At 28.9% G+C, this 16,119-nt stretch carries 16 protein-coding genes and 1 tRNA gene; 6 read left to right on the top strand and 11 right to left on the bottom strand.

Annotated elements, in window-relative coordinates; all coding sequences use genetic code 11:
• Positions 1-42: 42 nt before the first annotated feature.
• Positions 43-1,113, bottom strand: a complete 1,071-nt coding sequence (aroB, locus tag BLBBGE_RS02440) for a 3-dehydroquinate synthase (RefSeq protein ID WP_012841015.1) — start codon at positions 1,111-1,113, stop codon at positions 43-45.
• A 258-nt stretch (positions 1,114-1,371) separates the two neighbouring features.
• Here aroB and BLBBGE_RS02445 point away from each other — a divergent pair, with 258 nt between their 5' ends.
• On the top strand, positions 1,372-2,019 hold the full coding sequence (locus BLBBGE_RS02445) for a VTT domain-containing protein (RefSeq protein WP_041936797.1): 648 nt from the start codon (positions 1,372-1,374) through the stop codon (positions 2,017-2,019).
• Here BLBBGE_RS02445 and BLBBGE_RS02450 read toward each other — a convergent pair.
• The 3 genes from BLBBGE_RS02450 to BLBBGE_RS02460 are packed head-to-tail and all read right to left on the bottom strand — an operon-like array spanning position 2,012 to position 4,058.
• The gene (locus tag BLBBGE_RS02450) at positions 2,012-2,458 is read right to left on the bottom strand and encodes a nucleoside deaminase (RefSeq protein WP_012841017.1); all 447 of its coding nucleotides are present in this window, start codon (positions 2,456-2,458) and stop codon (positions 2,012-2,014) included. The two genes, BLBBGE_RS02445 and BLBBGE_RS02450, sit on opposite strands and share 8 nt — an antisense overlap.
• A gap of 29 nt (positions 2,459-2,487) precedes the next feature.
• Positions 2,488-3,123 (bottom strand): 50S ribosomal protein L25, encoded by a 636-nt coding sequence (locus BLBBGE_RS02455; protein ID WP_012841018.1) that lies wholly within the window; start codon positions 3,121-3,123, stop codon positions 2,488-2,490.
• Positions 3,120-4,058 (bottom strand): ribose-phosphate pyrophosphokinase, encoded by a 939-nt coding sequence (locus BLBBGE_RS02460; protein WP_012841019.1) that lies wholly within the window; start codon positions 4,056-4,058, stop codon positions 3,120-3,122. Before BLBBGE_RS02460 ends, BLBBGE_RS02455 begins: the two co-directional genes overlap by 4 nt.
• A gap of 74 nt (positions 4,059-4,132) precedes the next feature.
• Between BLBBGE_RS02460 and BLBBGE_RS02465 the strand changes: the two genes are divergently transcribed.
• Positions 4,133-4,927 (top strand): thymidylate synthase, encoded by a 795-nt coding sequence (locus BLBBGE_RS02465; protein ID WP_012841020.1) that lies wholly within the window; start codon positions 4,133-4,135, stop codon positions 4,925-4,927.
• Between the two features lie 10 nt (positions 4,928-4,937).
• Here BLBBGE_RS02465 and thrC read toward each other — a convergent pair whose 3' ends face one another.
• Genes thrC through thrA form a run of 3 tightly spaced genes read right to left on the bottom strand, consistent with a single transcriptional unit; the run spans position 4,938 to position 9,667 of the window.
• The gene (gene thrC, locus BLBBGE_RS02470; protein WP_012841021.1) at positions 4,938-6,254 is read right to left on the bottom strand and encodes a threonine synthase; all 1,317 of its coding nucleotides are present in this window, start codon (positions 6,252-6,254) and stop codon (positions 4,938-4,940) included.
• Positions 6,255-6,278: 24 nt separating this feature from the next.
• Entirely contained in the window at positions 6,279-7,220 is a 942-nt protein-coding gene (locus BLBBGE_RS02475) for a homoserine kinase (RefSeq protein WP_012841022.1), read from the bottom strand.
• A complete protein-coding gene (gene thrA / locus BLBBGE_RS02480) occupies positions 7,220-9,667 on the bottom strand; it encodes a bifunctional aspartate kinase/homoserine dehydrogenase I (protein ID WP_012841023.1) in 2,448 nt (815 codons plus the stop codon). The genes BLBBGE_RS02475 and thrA overlap by 1 nt, the downstream gene beginning before the upstream one ends.
• 358 nt (positions 9,668-10,025) lie before the next feature.
• Here thrA and BLBBGE_RS02485 point away from each other — a divergent pair, with 358 nt between their 5' ends.
• Together BLBBGE_RS02485 and ureC are read left to right on the top strand one after the other, a co-directional pair.
• Positions 10,026-10,655: an urease subunit gamma gene (locus BLBBGE_RS02485; RefSeq protein WP_012841024.1), complete on the top strand. Its 630-nt coding sequence runs from the start codon at positions 10,026-10,028 to the stop codon at positions 10,653-10,655.
• Complete coding sequence (ureC, locus tag BLBBGE_RS02490) at positions 10,652-12,358, top strand: urease subunit alpha (protein ID WP_041936719.1); 1,707 nt, start codon at positions 10,652-10,654, stop codon at positions 12,356-12,358. The genes BLBBGE_RS02485 and ureC overlap by 4 nt, the downstream gene beginning before the upstream one ends.
• 31 nt (positions 12,359-12,389) lie before the next feature.
• Here the strand turns inward: ureC and BLBBGE_RS02495 are convergent.
• Both BLBBGE_RS02495 and BLBBGE_RS03190 read right to left on the bottom strand, forming a co-directional pair.
• Positions 12,390-12,472, bottom strand: a tRNA-Leu gene (locus tag BLBBGE_RS02495).
• Positions 12,426-12,893 carry a deaminase gene (locus BLBBGE_RS03190; RefSeq protein ID WP_012841026.1) on the bottom strand — a complete coding sequence of 156 codons (468 nt, stop codon included), beginning with the start codon at positions 12,891-12,893 and terminating at the stop codon, positions 12,426-12,428. The genes BLBBGE_RS02495 and BLBBGE_RS03190 overlap by 47 nt, the downstream gene beginning before the upstream one ends.
• An 8-nt stretch (positions 12,894-12,901) precedes the next feature.
• Between BLBBGE_RS03190 and BLBBGE_RS02500 the strand changes: the two genes are divergently transcribed.
• A complete protein-coding gene (locus BLBBGE_RS02500; protein WP_012841027.1) occupies positions 12,902-13,705 on the top strand; it encodes a TrmH family RNA methyltransferase in 804 nt (267 codons plus the stop codon).
• Here the strand turns inward: BLBBGE_RS02500 and BLBBGE_RS02505 are convergent.
• The gene (locus BLBBGE_RS02505; protein ID WP_012841028.1) at positions 13,700-14,182 is read right to left on the bottom strand and encodes a ribonuclease H; all 483 of its coding nucleotides are present in this window, start codon (positions 14,180-14,182) and stop codon (positions 13,700-13,702) included. The two genes, BLBBGE_RS02500 and BLBBGE_RS02505, sit on opposite strands and share 6 nt — an antisense overlap.
• A 12-nt stretch (positions 14,183-14,194) precedes the next feature.
• Positions 14,195-14,965: a lysophospholipid acyltransferase family protein gene (locus tag BLBBGE_RS02510; protein ID WP_041936720.1), complete on the bottom strand. Its 771-nt coding sequence runs from the start codon at positions 14,963-14,965 to the stop codon at positions 14,195-14,197.
• 151 nt (positions 14,966-15,116) lie between these two features.
• Between BLBBGE_RS02510 and fbp the strand changes: the two genes are divergently transcribed.
• Positions 15,117-16,118 (top strand): class 1 fructose-bisphosphatase, encoded by a 1,002-nt coding sequence (fbp, locus tag BLBBGE_RS02515; protein ID WP_012841030.1) that lies wholly within the window; start codon positions 15,117-15,119, stop codon positions 16,116-16,118.
• The last annotated feature ends 1 nt before the right edge of the window (position 16,119 follow it).

Raw genomic sequence — 16,119 nt, forward strand, 5'->3', positions numbered from 1 at the left:
TTTTATAATATAAAGAATATTAATAAATTAAGAAAAAAATGTTTATTTCCAAAAACTTTCCTTGATCAAGGAAAGTGGAACTCCACAATTATAAGAACATTTTCCTATTTCTTTTAATAAAGAGAATTGAATTTTGTTCTTTTCATTTTTTTTATCATATTCCATAATCATCAAGATTTTTTCGATTTCTGAATCAGATAAATCATAAATTTTTTTTTGCATTGGATACAATCCAGAAAGTGTAGATTTGATATTTTTATAATCATAAATGGATAACCCATTAATTTTGTAAGAAATCCAAGATTCACAGATTATTCCCATAATGACAGCTATACCATGTAATACTTCTTTCTCTGTATTCATAAAATAACTTTCTAAAGCATGCCCAATGGTATGTCCAAAATTAAGGATTTTTCTTAATCCTTTTTCTTTAGGATCTTTATCCACAATTTTTTGTTTGATTAATATAGAGTGACGAATTAAATGATCCCATTGATTGATGTTATTTATATTTTTGATTTGATTCATATGGATCCAAAAATCTTTATCTGCTATTAAACCATGTTTAAACATTTCAGCCATTCCAGAAAGAATTTCTTTCTCAGGAAGGGTTTTCAAAAAACGAGTATCTACGATTAAAAATTCTGGAATATAAAAAGATCCTATTTCATTTTTAATAGAATCTAAATTTACACCTGTTTTGTATCCTACAGAAGCATCAACCATTCCTAACAAAGTAGTAGGAATATTCACAAAACGAATTCCTCGTTTAAATATAGAAGCTACAAATCCACCTATATCTGTTATAACTCCTCCTCCTAAATTTAGGATTAAACTTTTTCTAGTTGCTTTAAACTTCTCCAGTTTTTTACATATTTGAATGCATGTATGAATATTTTTCTCTTTTTCTCCCGATTGAATCTGAATCAAATTAGATTCTTTCAAAAAATCTATATGAGAAATAAGAATGGGAATACAATATTTATGGGTTTTTTCATCCACCAAAATAAATGTATTTTTTGGGGAATCTATTTGGTTAAGGAGATAATTTTTCAGTATTTCATAAGCTTTTTCATCAAAGTATATGAATCCCCCCCTATCACTATTTTTCATTCGCATGCATTTGGCTTAACTCAACAAAATTAACTAATTTTTTATTAATCAATAAAATGAAATATTTGGTATAACCAAAAAATTATAAATAGTAAACCTACTATAAAAAAAAATATATTAGGAATCCATCCTAAAATATTAATAAATTTGAATAAATACTCCATAGAAACATATTTTTGAGTATGAAAATAAATATTTTTTAATTTTTTTTCTTTATAGAAAATGGAAATATTGAATTTTGTTTCTCATATTTGTAGAATGTCTGATTTTTGGGATTTTTTTCAGCATCTATTCAATCCTAGATGGATATTTTTATATTTTGGAAATACAGCTTTGTTTATTCTATTAGCAATAGTGTTTGCAGAAACAGGATTTTTTATTGGATTCTTCTTACCCGGAGATTCTTTGTTATTTACTGCTGGAATTTTTGGAGAGGACTTATGCAGAAATTTTTATGATGTCCCTTTTTTTGTAATTATTTTAATTGTAGCGGGTGTAGCGACTCTTGGAAATATACAAGGATATTGGTTAGGATATAAATCCGGTCAATTATTATATAAAAAAAAGGATTCCTTTTTTTTTAAGAAAAAACATCTCATTCTAGCAAAATTGTTTTATAACAAATACAAAACAACGGCATTGATTATGAGTCGTTTTCTTCCAATGTTTCGTTCTTTTGCTCCTATTGTAGCAGGTGCAATCCGCATTGATTTTAAAAAATTTATGATATATAATGTTATTGGAGCCCTTGCTTGGACTTTTTCTATTATGTTAGCTGGACATTATCTAGATAAAAGTTTTCCTGAATTAAAAAATCATCTTGAATGGATAATTTTATTAATCGTATTCACTACTACTTTGCCGATTATTGTAAAACTCAGAATAAAGAAAAAAGCACTTATCTAATTTTTAGATTTTTTTGATGTTTTTGAATTCTTTTAAAAAAAAAGAATTTTTGAATCAGAGCTTTACACTGATTTTTCATAATTCCAGATACAAATTTAGTTTTGGGATGTAGTTTAATACCAGAATACGAAAATCCTCTTATAGAATTATTGGGGGCCCCACAAACAACTCTTCCTATTTGAGACAAAAATAAAGCCCCTGCACACATTATACATGGTTCTAGAGTGACATACAAAGTGCATTTTTTTATGTATTTATTTCTCAAATAATTAGAAGCTAAGTTGATTACCAACATTTCTGCATGTGCGGTGATGTTGCTGAAAGTTTCAGTTAAATTGTGAGCTTTTGCTATAACTACATCTTCATATGTTATAGCAGCTCCTATAGGAACTTCATTTTTATGAAAAGCAATAAAAGCTTCTTTTAAAGCTATTTTCATAAAAAAAATCTTTTATTAAAAGACATTATTTATTTTTTACTTTTTTTCTCTTCTTTTTTCTCTTCTTTTTTCTCTTCTTTTTTCTCTTCTTGATTTTCTTCTTGAGAACTTTTAATATTTATGCGTGAGTTTTTTACTCTTGCTATAAGTGTATGAGAAGGATTCAATATAACATATTGATCTTGATAGAGATCTTCTACTGTTATTCTATCTCCTATATCTAAAGAACTAATATTTAATTTGATATATTCTGGGATATTAGATGGAAAAGCTTTTATTTTTAGTTTTCTAATTGGAGAATAGTATTCTCCGCCTTTAGAAACTCCAATAGGTCTTCCAAAAGGTATTACAGGAATTTCTAAGACAAGAGGCTTTGATTCATCAATTTGAAAAAAATCTACATGCAATATTTTGTCACTAATCGGATCAAATTGTATTTCTTTTTGAACTGCATTTATATTTTTATTATATCCCTCTATTTGAACAATTACTCCATACACCTCCGTTGTGTAGACTATTTTTTTTAAACTTTCTAATGAAGTTAAAAATGGAATATTGATATTTTTTCCATATAAAATACATGGTATTTTTCCAGAAAGTCGAATAGAACGAACAGCTTTTTTTCCTACATTTCTTTTTTGACCGTATATATTTACATATTTCATATTATGAATTTATTACTGATAGATTCATCGTTATGTACTGATTGCATGACTTCAGCAAAAAGTGAAGCGCAAGATAAAACTTTTATTTTATCATTGAATTTGATTGTGTTTATAGGAATAGTATCTGTAACTACCAATTCTTCTAGTGCTGATTGATTTATTTTTTCGTATGAATTTCCTGATAAAACTGGATGAGTAGCAATAGCTCGTACACTTTTAGCTCCTTGTTTTTTGATTAAGTTGGCAGCTTCTGTTAAAGTCCCAGCAGTGTCTACCATATCATCTATAAGTATAATATTTTTTCCTTTAACATTTCCTATAAGATTCATAAATTCAATCTCATTTGCTTTTTTTCTTTCTTTATAACAAATTACTACATCTGTTCCCAAATAACCAGCATAACTTCTAGCTCTTTTAGCTCCACCCATATCTGGAGAGGCAATAGTTAATTGATCTATGTTTAATTTTTTAATATAATCAATGAATATTCTAGACGCATACAAATGATCTACAGGAATATCGAAAAATCCCTGAATTTGATCTGCATGCAAATCCATGGTCATCACTCTAGTAGCTCCTGAAGCGACCATCAAATTTGCTATAAGTTTTGCAGCAATAGGAGTTCTAGGTTTATCCTTGTGATCTTGTCTCGCCCATCCAAAATATGGAATAACAAGTGTTATATTATGAGCGGAAGCTCTGCGAGCGGCATCACTCATTAATAGCAATTCCATTAAGTTATCTACTGGGGGAAAAGTAGAACCAATCAAAAAAACTTGAGATCCACGAACAGATTCTTCAAAACAAGGAGTATATTCTCCATCACTAAATTCTAAAAATCGTATTTTACCAAGAAAAGTTCCATAACAAGAAGCTATATTTTTTGATAATTTTAACCCACTTCTTGTAGAAAAGAAAAGAACCTTTTGATTCATAGTTATATTTTTTTATGCAAAAATACTCTTATAATTAAATTAAAAAAAGAAATCATTTACTCATATTGGGGATTATGAAACAATACTTAAATCTATTAAAAAACGTATTAAAAAACGGAATAAAAAGAAAAGATCGTACTGGAATAGGGACAATCAGTATATTTGGCCATCAAATGAGATTTAATTTAGAAAAAGGATTTCCTCTTTTGACCACAAAAAAATTAAATATACGATCTATTATTTATGAATTATTATGGTTTTTAAAAGGAGACACAAATATACAATATTTAAAAGATCATCAAGTATCCATATGGAATGAATGGGCTGATCAAAATGGAGAATTGGGGCCAATCTATGGATTGCAATGGAGAAAATGGCCTACATATAATGGACATTTCATTGATCAAATAGCTAATCTCATAGAAGAGATCAAATTTAATCCCAATTCACGACGTTTGATTGTTTCTTCTTGGAATGTTGGAATGATTCAAAATATGGCTTTACCCCCCTGTCATTTGCTCTTTCAATTTTATGTATCTGAAAAAAAATTATCGTTGCTATTGTATCAGAGAAGTGCAGACATTTTTATAGGACTGCCTTTCAATATAGCGTCTTACGCCTTGTTACTCACTATGTTAGCTAAAATTCTTAATTTAAAGGAAAAAGAACTTATACACATTATAGGTGATGCTCATATCTATAATAACCATATACAACAAGTGAAATTGCAAATGAAAAGAAGTCCAAGACCACTCCCAAAAATAATCCTGAATCCTTCAGTCAAAAACATTTTTGAATTTTGTTTTGATGATTTTCAATTAAAAAACTATAATCCTTTTCCTCATATCAAGGGAGATGTAGCCATTTAAACCATATGATTTATTTTCTTTCTAATAACCAATCTTTAAAAAGATTAAAATCATTGGATAAGGACATTTTTTGTTTTTTTCTTTTTTCACTTAAAAATGTTTCTAGTCCCTTAGGAACAATAATTTTTTCTCTTAAAAAATACGGCATATCATCTATAAATTTAATTGGATGAGCCGTTTCTAAAAAAATAGCTGTAGAAGCTGAAGTTTTTTTTACTGTCTGTAAATATTGTCTAAGTCCTAAATAACCAATAGCTCCGTGTGGATCCAGCATATATTTGTGTTCTTTCCATACCATCTCTATAATGTCTAGAGTTTCTTCGTCCGTAAATTGATAGGAAAAAAATTTTTTTCTTAATTGAGACATATTTTTTTTGTACAAATGCCATATTCTAGAAAAGTTGCTGGGATCAGATATATCCATAGCATTTGATATCGTTTTTTTTACTGGAAGTGGATGATATTTTTCAGTTTTCAAAAACCTAGGAATGGTATCATTTACATTTGTGGAGGCAATAAAAAACTTGATGGGAAGGCCCATTTTTTCAGCCATTATTCCGGCACAAATATTTCCAAAATTTCCACTAGGAACTGAAAAAATTAATTCTATCGGATCCTCTATGATTTGTCTATAAGCTAAAAAATAATAGAACATTTGAGGAAGCCATCTAGCTACATTAATAGAATTCGCAGAAGTTAATATATATTTTTTTTGTATTTCCTCATCTAAAAAGGCTTTTTTTACCATTTTTTGACAATCATCAAAATTCCCATCAATTTCTATAGCTAATACATTGTTTCCCAAAGAAGTAATTTGTTCCTTTTGTAAGGAACTAATTCCATTATATGGATATAAAATGATTACTTCTATTCCAGATTTTTTATGAAACCCTTTAGCAACAGCTCCACCAGTATCTCCTGAAGTAGCGACTAAAACTGTTACATCTTTTCCTATTTTTTTTGAAAAAAAACTCAAACATTCTGCCATAAATTTAGCGCCTACATCTTTAAAAGCTAAAGTTGGACCATGAAAAAGCTCTAATACGTGAATATTATCATGAATTTTTTGCAATGGAAAAGGAAAATTTAAAGTATCATGAATAATATTATAGATAAATTCTTCTGGGATAGATTTTCCTATATAAGGTTTGATAACAGTCATAGAAATTGTATAAATATCATAACTAGAAAGGTTATGAATTAATTTAGGATCTAATACAGGAATAGATACAGGAATGTATAATCCACCATCTGGCGCTAAACCTCTTAAAACAGCATCTTCAAAAGAAACTAAATTTTTATGATTTTTTAAACTATGATACAACATAAAATTATTTTTAATTATCCTTTTTCAAAGAATTTGAGACCACTTGACTCCTTGTTGATTAATAGGAGAAGTATAAGTTTTATAATCAACTTTTAATGGAGAGTAAACACAATTCATGACTTCAGTAACTTTTTTCGCAGTATGGTTTCCTTTGCTTAACATAAAAACAGAGGGGCCTGAACCAGAAATCCCTCCACCTAAAGCCCCTATTTCTTTACATCTAATCTTTAATTCATAAAAAGCTGGAATGAGCATAGCTCGTATAGGCTCAACAATTACATCTTCCAGGGATCTACTTATTAACCCATAATCTTCTTGGTATAAACCAGAAACTAATGCCCCTATGTTCCCCCACTGTCGAATCGCATCTGTCATTAATATTTTTTGTTTTAGAATTTCTCTCGCATCCGACGTTTTGATTTCAATTTGTGGATGAATAATGCTAACCCATAATTCATTTGGAGTATGTAACCTTGTAATATCCAAAGGTTTATAGCTTCTAACCAAAGTCAACCCACCCATTATAGCAGGAGCTACATTATCCGCATGAGCGGTTCCACTTGCAACACGTTCTCCTTCCATAGCAAAACGGATTAACTGTATGGTACTAAACGGGTTTCCTAATAGAATATTAGCGCCATAAACGACTCCCGCTGAACTAGCTGCACTGGATCCTATTCCACTTCCAGGATGTATATTTTTAATTAATTCTATTTCGAATCCTATTTTTTTTTCTTTTATTTGTTGATATTTTTTTAATAAAAACTGTAAAGCTACAAAAGCTACATTTTTTTTTGGATCGCTCGGCAACGATGATCCATGTATTCTATTAATACGTATTCCTGGTTTATTAGATTTATATAAAAAAATTTCATCTTTTGGAAAATCTAAAGCTAATCCAATAACATCAAAACCACAAGCTAAATTAGCAACAGTAGCTGGGGAAAATATTTTAATACCCTTCATTATTTAGTAGCTTTAATAATATCTGAAAAAACTCCAGATGCAGTAACTTCTGCTCCGGCACCTGCTCCTTTTATGATAAGAGGTTGTTCAGCATAACGATATGTATTATATAAAACCATATTGTCTTTTCCTTCTAATTGAAAAAATGGATGACTTTGTTTAATGGATTCTAAACCTACAGAAGGGACTCCATTTTCATAACGAGCAATAAAACGCAAACGTTTTTTATCTTTTTCTGCTTCATTTCTAATTTTAAAAAAGTAATCTCTGTATTTATCTAATTCTTGATAAAAATTATCTATAGAAGTGGATCTTGAACAAGATTCAGGAAGAAAAGATTTCTGATGAATATCACTCAGTTCTAATGGAGAACCACATTCTCTTGCTAAAATAAGTATTTTTCGCATGACATCTAATCCACTTAAATCAATACGAGGGTCAGGTTCTGTGTATCCTTTAAGTTGAGCTTCTTTGACAATTTCTAAAAAGGATTTGATTCCTGTAAAATGATTGAATATAAAATTCAAACTTCCTGATAAAACAGCTTCTATCTTATTGATTTTGTCTCCACTATTGATAAGATCATTGAGGGTGCTAATGACCGGAAGACTGGCTCCTACATTGGTTTCAAATAAAAAAGGAGCTTTGAAATGTCTAGAAAGTGTTTTTAATCTTTTATAATGATCATAATCAGAAGAACAAGCTATCTTATTACAGGTAATAACACCAATTCCATTCTTCAAAAATTTATCATAGGTCATAGCCATTTCTTCACTAGCTGTATTATCAACAAATAAACTATTTCTTAGGTTGAATTTCCATACTTCCTCCATGAAAGAATATATGTTCATTTTATGACCATCTTGGTGGAGATGTTTTTCCCAATGTCCTAAATTGATTCCATGATCATTAAAATACATTCTTTTGCTGTTAGCTAATCCTATTACCCTAACTTGAAGTTTTAATTCTTCCAATAGATAATTTTGTTGTTGATCTATCTGTTCAAGCAATTTGCTTCCTACTTTTCCTACTCCACAAATAAAAAGATTAATTTGTTTTGGTGGACTTTCAAAAAAAGCTTCATGTAAAGTATTTAATGCTTTTTTAAAATCAGCTTTTCTAATAACTGCTGATATGTTTTTTTCAGTAGAACCTTGTGCAATAGCTCTAACATTAATACTGTTTCTTCCTAAAGAAGCAAACATTTTTCCGCTGGTTCCATGAAGATTTTTCATATTATCTCCTACGACAGCAATAATGCAAAGATCTTTTTCTATTCTTAATGGATCAATACGTCTTTGATGTATTTCTTGAGCAAATTCACTGTCTATTACAGCTTTTGCTTTGATCACATCCATTTCATGAATTCCTGTGGTAATAGAATGTTCTGAAGAACTTTGAGTTATAAATATTACATTTATTTTTTCACGTGACAACGCTTCGAACAAACGTTTGGAATATCCAGGAATTCCTACCATTCCACTTCCTTCAAGAGTAAGTAAAGCCATGTTTTGTATTCCAGATATTCCCGTTACAGGTTGGCTGATATTTGTGTTTTTGCTAATGTAAATTAAAGTTCCTGTATCTAAAGGAGAAAAAGTATTTTTAATTTGTATAGGAATATGTTTTTTCATGGCAGGTTGTATCGTTGGAGGATAAATGACTTTTGCTCCAAAATGCGATAGTTCCATTGCTTCTTCATAAGAAATTTCCTTAATAGGAAAAGCTTGATTAACAATTTTTGGATTAGCAGTCATCATTCCACTTACATCCGTCCATATCTCAAGCAAACTAGCCGATATAGCTGCTGCTAAGATAGCCGCAGTATAGTCAGACCCTCCTCTCCCAAGAGTAGTCGTTTCGTTTTCCAAAGTACAACCAATAAAACCTGGTAATACAACATATTCTGATGTTTTTTCTCTGAAGAACTGAAGAATATGGTGATTGCTTGTTATAAAATCCACTTGTGCACATCCAAATTGGGAATCAGTGATAATTAAATCCCGACTATCTTTACAAATAGCATCTAATCCAGATTGTTTTAATTTTTCCGCAATCAAAAAAGAAGAACTGAGTTCTCCAAAACTCATGATTTTATCTAAAGAACGTTTTGAAAGTTCTTCTACTTGAAAAATTCCATCACACAAACTTTCTAAATCATTTATATTTTTCTTAATCCAACTAATTAAATGACTTTGATAAGTAATTGGAAACAATTCTCTGATAATATTTAGATGACGAATTTCTATTTCTTCTAATATATTTTTATAAACATTTTTTCTTTCAGAAGCTAATTGACCACATTGTATTAATTGGTCCGTAATATTTCCTAATGCAGATACAACAATGGCATATCTTCCTTTTGGTTTTTTTTCTAATAAAGAACAAATACGTTTGATAGCATCAGAATGAGCTACGGAACTTCCCCCAAATTTTAAAACTTGCATTTTTTAATTATTTGTTTAAAACAATTTTCCCATTATTAAAGATGATAACAAAAATAATGATAATTTACGGAGACGTACTTGTTTTATTTTTTTCACAGAAAATTAATAGAATTAGATTCTGAAGAAGTTTGTTGGTATAATGTGAATTATGAATAAAAAATCATTCAATAATATTTTCATAAACTTAATATTTCAACCTTAATAAAATTGAAAATATTGAAGGCAATATAATTTTATTCATTTTTTTCTTTATTTTATTTTTAAAATTTCATAATAAGGAAAAAATTATTATAATATTTCATAACTTTAAATGTTGCAACGATATTATGTTTATGAATAAAAATAACTTAAAGAAAGTATGCATTTAACTTCTTATGAAAAGGAAAAAATTCTTCTGCATATGGCTGGAGAATTGGCGAAAAAACGTTTAAAAAGAGGATTAAAATTAAATTATCCTGAATCTTTAGCTTTAATCACTCATTATGTCATGGAAGGAGCACGTGATGGAAAAACGGTAAAAGAACTTATGTATGAAGCTGGAAATATTCTGAATGATGAACAAGTTATGGATGGAGTATATGAATTACTTAATAATGTTCAAATAGAGGCAACTTTTCCTGATGGGACAAAATTAGTTACTATACACAATCCTATTAAAAAAAATAGAAAAGAAAACTCTAATCTAATTCCAGGTCAATATGATCTTCTTGAAGAAGATATTATTTTATTACCTGGAAGACCTCGTATAGAAAGAGTAGTATCTAATACTGGAACTCGTCCTATTCAAATAGGATCTCATTTTCATTTTTATGAAACGAATCCTGCTCTTCTTTTTGATAGAGAAGGAACTAAAGGATATAGACTGGATATTCCTTCTGGAAGATCTGTCCGTTTTGAGCCAGGAGAAACCAAAAAAGTCATATTAGTAGAAATAGGAGGAAGCAAAAAAATTTATGGATTTTCAGGAAAAGAAAATACAACAATATGAAAAAAATAGACAGAGAATCTTATGCAAGTATGTATGGGCCTACAAAAGGGGATAGAATTCGTTTAGGAGATACATCTTTATGGATTGAAATAGAAAAAGATTATACTATTTATGGAGATGAATGTGTTTTTGGAGGAGGAAAAGTCATTAGAGATGGAATGGGGCAGCATCCATTTGCTACAAAAAATGAAGGAATTTTGGATTTAGTATTGACTAACGCTATCATTGTTGATCATTGGGGAATTGTAAAAGCAGATATTGGAATAAAAAATGGAATTATCGTTGGAATAGGAAAAGCTGGAAATCCATATTTTATGGATGGTGTTACTCCAAATATGTATATTGGAGCAGGAACAGAAGTTATCTCTTCTGAAAATCTAATTGTAACAGCGGGAAGTGTAGATAGTCATGTTCATTACATATGCCCACAATTATTTGAAGTGGCGTTAGAAAATGGAACAACTACTATTATCGGGGGAGGATCAGGTCCAGCAACTGGAACTATAGCCACGAATTGTACTTCTGGGGTATGGAATATTCAAAGAATGTTAAAAAGTACAGATCATATTCCTATCAATTTTATTTTTCTTGCTAGTGGAAACAGTTCTCATCCTGAAGCTTTAATTGAACAAATAGAAGCAGGTGCAGGAGGATTAAAAATCCATGAAGATTGGGGAAGTACTCCTTATGTTATAGATCAATGTTTAAATGTTTCTGAAAAATTAGACGTACAAGTCAATATCCATACGGATTCACTAAATGAATCAGGCTATATAGAGGATACGTTAAAAACGTTTAAAGGAAGAACGATTCACACTTATCATACAGAAGGAGCTGGTGGAGGACATGCCCCTGATTTATTGAAAGTTATATCCTTTTCTAATATCTTACCTTCATCTACAAGTCCTACTATGCCTTACACTAGCAATACCATAGATGAACATTTAGATATGTTAATGATTTGTCATCATTTAGATTGTAATTTGCCAGAAGATATTGCTTTTGCTAAATCGCGTATCAGATCTGAAACTATTAGTGCCGAAGGAGTTTTACATGATATGGGTGCTATTAGTATGACGAGTTCTGATTCCCAAGCTATGGGGAGAATAGGAGAAATAGTGAAACGGACTTGGCAAACAGCTGATAAGATGAAAAAACAAAGAGGATATCTGAATGAGGACAATCCAAAAAATGATAATTTCAGAGTAAAAAGATATATTTCTAAATATACCATAAATCCTGCTATTACACATGGAATATCAGAATATGTAGGTTCTATAAACATTGGAAAAATGGGAGATTTAGTATTGTGGAAACCCTCTTTTTTTGGAGTCAAACCAGAATTAGTCATAAAAAGCGGAATGATTGTATACGCTAGTATGGGTGATCCTAATGCGACCATTCCTACACCTCAACCATTCATGTATAGAAAAATGTTTGGTTATTTTGAACCTAAATTGAGCTGTCTTTTTGTTTCAGCGTGTGCTATCAATCATGGTTTTTTTGAAAAAAATGAAATTAAAAAACAAATAAAAATAGTAAAAGGATGTCGTTCTTTATCTAAAAAAGACATGGTATTAAATGAAAAAACTCCAAACTTAGAAGTAGAACCAAAAACCTATAATGTTTATATAAACGGAGAAAAGATTATTTCTAATCCTTCTGATATTTTACCACTAGCTCAAAGATATTTTTTATTCTAATTAACATTTTCAAGGAACCATTCAAATAAAGTACCCAGGGCGGGATTCGAACCCGCATGATGTAAAATCACTGGATTTTGAGTCCAGCGCGTATACCAATTTCGCCACCTGGGTTTAATTTTTCTATTTTTATTTTCAATTTCTTCAAAAAAACCATTCCTTGATCGTTTTTCGTATACTCGTGTAAATAGATGACTCTTCTGATAGTAGATTGATAAATTAATTTACAACATTCTTGACATGGAAAATGTGTAACGTATATAGAAGCTCCTTTACAAGATAAGGATGAAGAAGAAAGTTTTAATATTGCATTTTCTTCTGCATGGATCACATACCATTTAGTTACTCCATTTTTTTCTTCACATATATTATCAAATCCACTTGGAGTTCTATTATATCCACAAGATATGATTTGATTCTTTTGAACTATAACAGCTCCGACTTTTTTTTTTTTACAAAAAGATAATTTAGATTGTTCTATAGCCAGTTTCATATACGCTATATCATCGTGTTTTTTGTAAATTTCATAATTCATTATACAAAATGAAAAAAATACACAGTCTACAAAATACAGAAATTAAAGATTTAATAAAAGTTTATAAAAAAAAAAATTATCCGAATGGATTTCTTGTAGAAGGAGTAAAAGAATTTGAAATGGCTATAGAAGGTAATTTTTTACCCCAAAAAATATTTATATGTGAAAAAATATTCCATGAGTATGATATGATTAAATCATATCATACTATGACTTGTTTGATCAGTATGAAAATCTTTAGAAAATTAGCATACAGAGAAAATTCAGGAGGAATTATTGCTTTTTTTAGAGAAAAATCTATTATTGATAAACTAATAAATGAAAAAATAACTAATAATTCTTTAATTCTTATATTAGATGGAATCGAAAAACCTGGAAACATAGGAGCTATGTTAAGAACAGCTGATGCTGCAGGGATTCATATTATTATATTATGTAATATGAAAACTCATATTTATAACTCTAATGTTATCAGGTGCAGTTTGGGAAGTGTTTTTACAAGAAAGATTTTCATAGAAAAAATGGGATCAATTATTTCTTGGCTGCAAGAAAACAAAGTTAAAATTGTGGGAACAGGATTTTATAATCATCAAAAAGCGAAAAATTTATATAAAACTAAACTAAATTATTCAAATTTAGCTATTATTTTTGGTTCTGAAAATAAAGGAATATCTAATATTTGGTTTAATATAGCAAACAAAATTATAACTATTCCCATGTTTGGAAATGTGGATTCATTAAATGTCAGTCATGCTATGTCTATAATAATATATGAGATTATTAGGCAGAGAAATTATAACTTCAATTTATAAAGACTTATTTTGCTTTTCATATATATAATCTATTTTAAGAATTTTTCTTTTAGAAGCTTCTACAGATAATCTATCACAATAATCATTAATATAATGATTGTTATGAGATTTAATCCATTGAAAATCAATTATATTTTTGTTATATATCTTTAAAAATCTCTTCCACAGATCTACATTTTTCTTTTGAAAAAAGTTATTCTTTTTCCATTGATGAATCCAGTTATTTTGAATCGTATTTACTATATATTTAGAATCAGTAAAAACTACAATATTTTGTTTTCTTTTTTCTATTTTTTCTAATCCTACAATGACTGCTAATAGTTCCATACGATTATTCGTTGTATAACGAAATCCTTCTGAAATTATTTTTCTATTATAAGAATTTCCAATAGTTGTTTCTATGAAAATTCCGTATCCTCCTGGTCCAGGATTTCCTTTTGAAGAACCGTCAGTGTAAATATGAATTTTTTGATTCACGAATAATTCATATTAAAATTTTGATTGATTTACTTTTTCACGTTCAAATTTTTCTAATTGATGTTTTATCAAATTGAAACATTTTTTTTTCAAATCATTTTTATCCTTTAAGGATAAGTTTTTTGTTGATATAGAATGATGTTGCTTGATTCTTATTTTTCCTGGTCCTCCTTTCATAATAGAAAAACTAGGAAATTTTGTTTTTATGTCAGCTATAGTAAAAGGAATAATAGATATTTTTTTGATTATAGCTATAAAAAAAGCTCCATTCTTAAAATGATCTAAAAAAACAGATGGTTTAGGAACCCCTCCTTCTGGAAAAATACAAACACTTTTTCCAGAATCTACTTTATCCTGTATTTTTTTAAAAACTTGTATACAACTCGACAAATTTTTTCTATCTATAAGAATATTACTTTTTTTGTAAACAAAACCAAAAAATGGAAGTTTAGCTAATTCCGCTTTTCCTACAAAAACTAGAGGATGATTTCTCATTAAAGAATAAATTAACATAATATCCATGATAGAGGTATGATTGCTGATAATTACGTATTGTTTGTTTTTATCTAATATTTCTTCATCTTTTTCTAATACATACCAAAAACCCATGAGAAATAGATTACTTCTAGCCCACATTTGATGAAACCAATATGCAATGGGATAATATTTATCTTTAAAAAGAAATGGAATAGAAACTCCTGCCCAGAATGGAATTAAAAATATGTTGATAATCAAAAACCATGCACGCCACAATAATACAAATGATATTTGTAGAATTCTCATTAAATAATAAAATTTAATAAAAATAAAAAAATTTTTAATAACTTTTTTTATCTATTTTTATGCAAATAAAAATGTATACATTATTATTATTTTGTTTTGAAAAAAAATCTGATCTTTATGGAAATAAAGTATTGTATTTCCTGATACATGTATGTATACATTAGGAGAGTTTATTATAGAAAATAGAGATTGTTTTTCATGTTCCATTGAGTCTTTATTACGATTATTTAGTTCTATAAAATTGGCTTCTAAGGCAATTCATAAAGAAGTTAACAAAGCCGGTTTAACTGAAGAAATTATAGGCAGCTCTGGAGTAACTAATATTCAAGGAGAAAATCAACAAAAATTGGATGATTTTGCTCACAGAGCTTTTATTGAATCTTTTAAAAGCAGAAATGTAGTTTGTGGAATAGCTTCCGAAGAAAGTAAAGATTTTATAGTGATAAATAGTAAAAAAGAAAATCCTTTACAAAATCAATATATTGTTTTAATAGATCCACTTGATGGATCTTCTAATATAGATGTAAATGTATCTATAGGAACTATCTTTTCCGTATACATGAAAAAGTCTCCTATTCAAATGGATGTAACAATAGAAGATTTTTTGCAAAAAGGAAATCAACAAATTCTTGCAGGATATATCATTTATGGATCTTCTACTATATTGGTGTTCACTACAGGGAATGGAGTATATGGATTTACTTTAGATCCTTCAGTTGGAACTTTTTATCTATCTCATTCTAATCTTAGATTTCCTAAAAAAGAAAAAATTTATTCTATTAATGAAGGAAATTATGCGAAATTTCCTAATTCCATTAGGAAATTTATAAGATATTGCCAAGAAAAAAAAGAAAATCGTCCTTATACGGCAAGATATATTGGATCTTTGGTCGGTGACTTTCACAGAAATATGATACAAGGAGGAATATATATTTATCCTAAAACCGCTTCTTCTCCAGAAGGAAAATTAAGATTACTTTATGAATGCAATCCTATGGCTTTTTTAGCAGAACAAGCTGGAGGAAAGGCTTCTGATGGAAAAAAACGTATTTTAGATATAGAACCTAAAAAATTGCATCAAAGAACTCCATTTGTATGTGGGCCTATAGGAATGGTTTCTAAATTAGAAGAATTTATGGATAATTGTGAATAAT

The sequence above is a fragment of the Blattabacterium sp. (Blattella germanica) str. Bge genome, from assembly GCF_000022605.2.
Taxonomy (GTDB): domain Bacteria; phylum Bacteroidota; class Bacteroidia; order Flavobacteriales; family Blattabacteriaceae; genus Blattabacterium.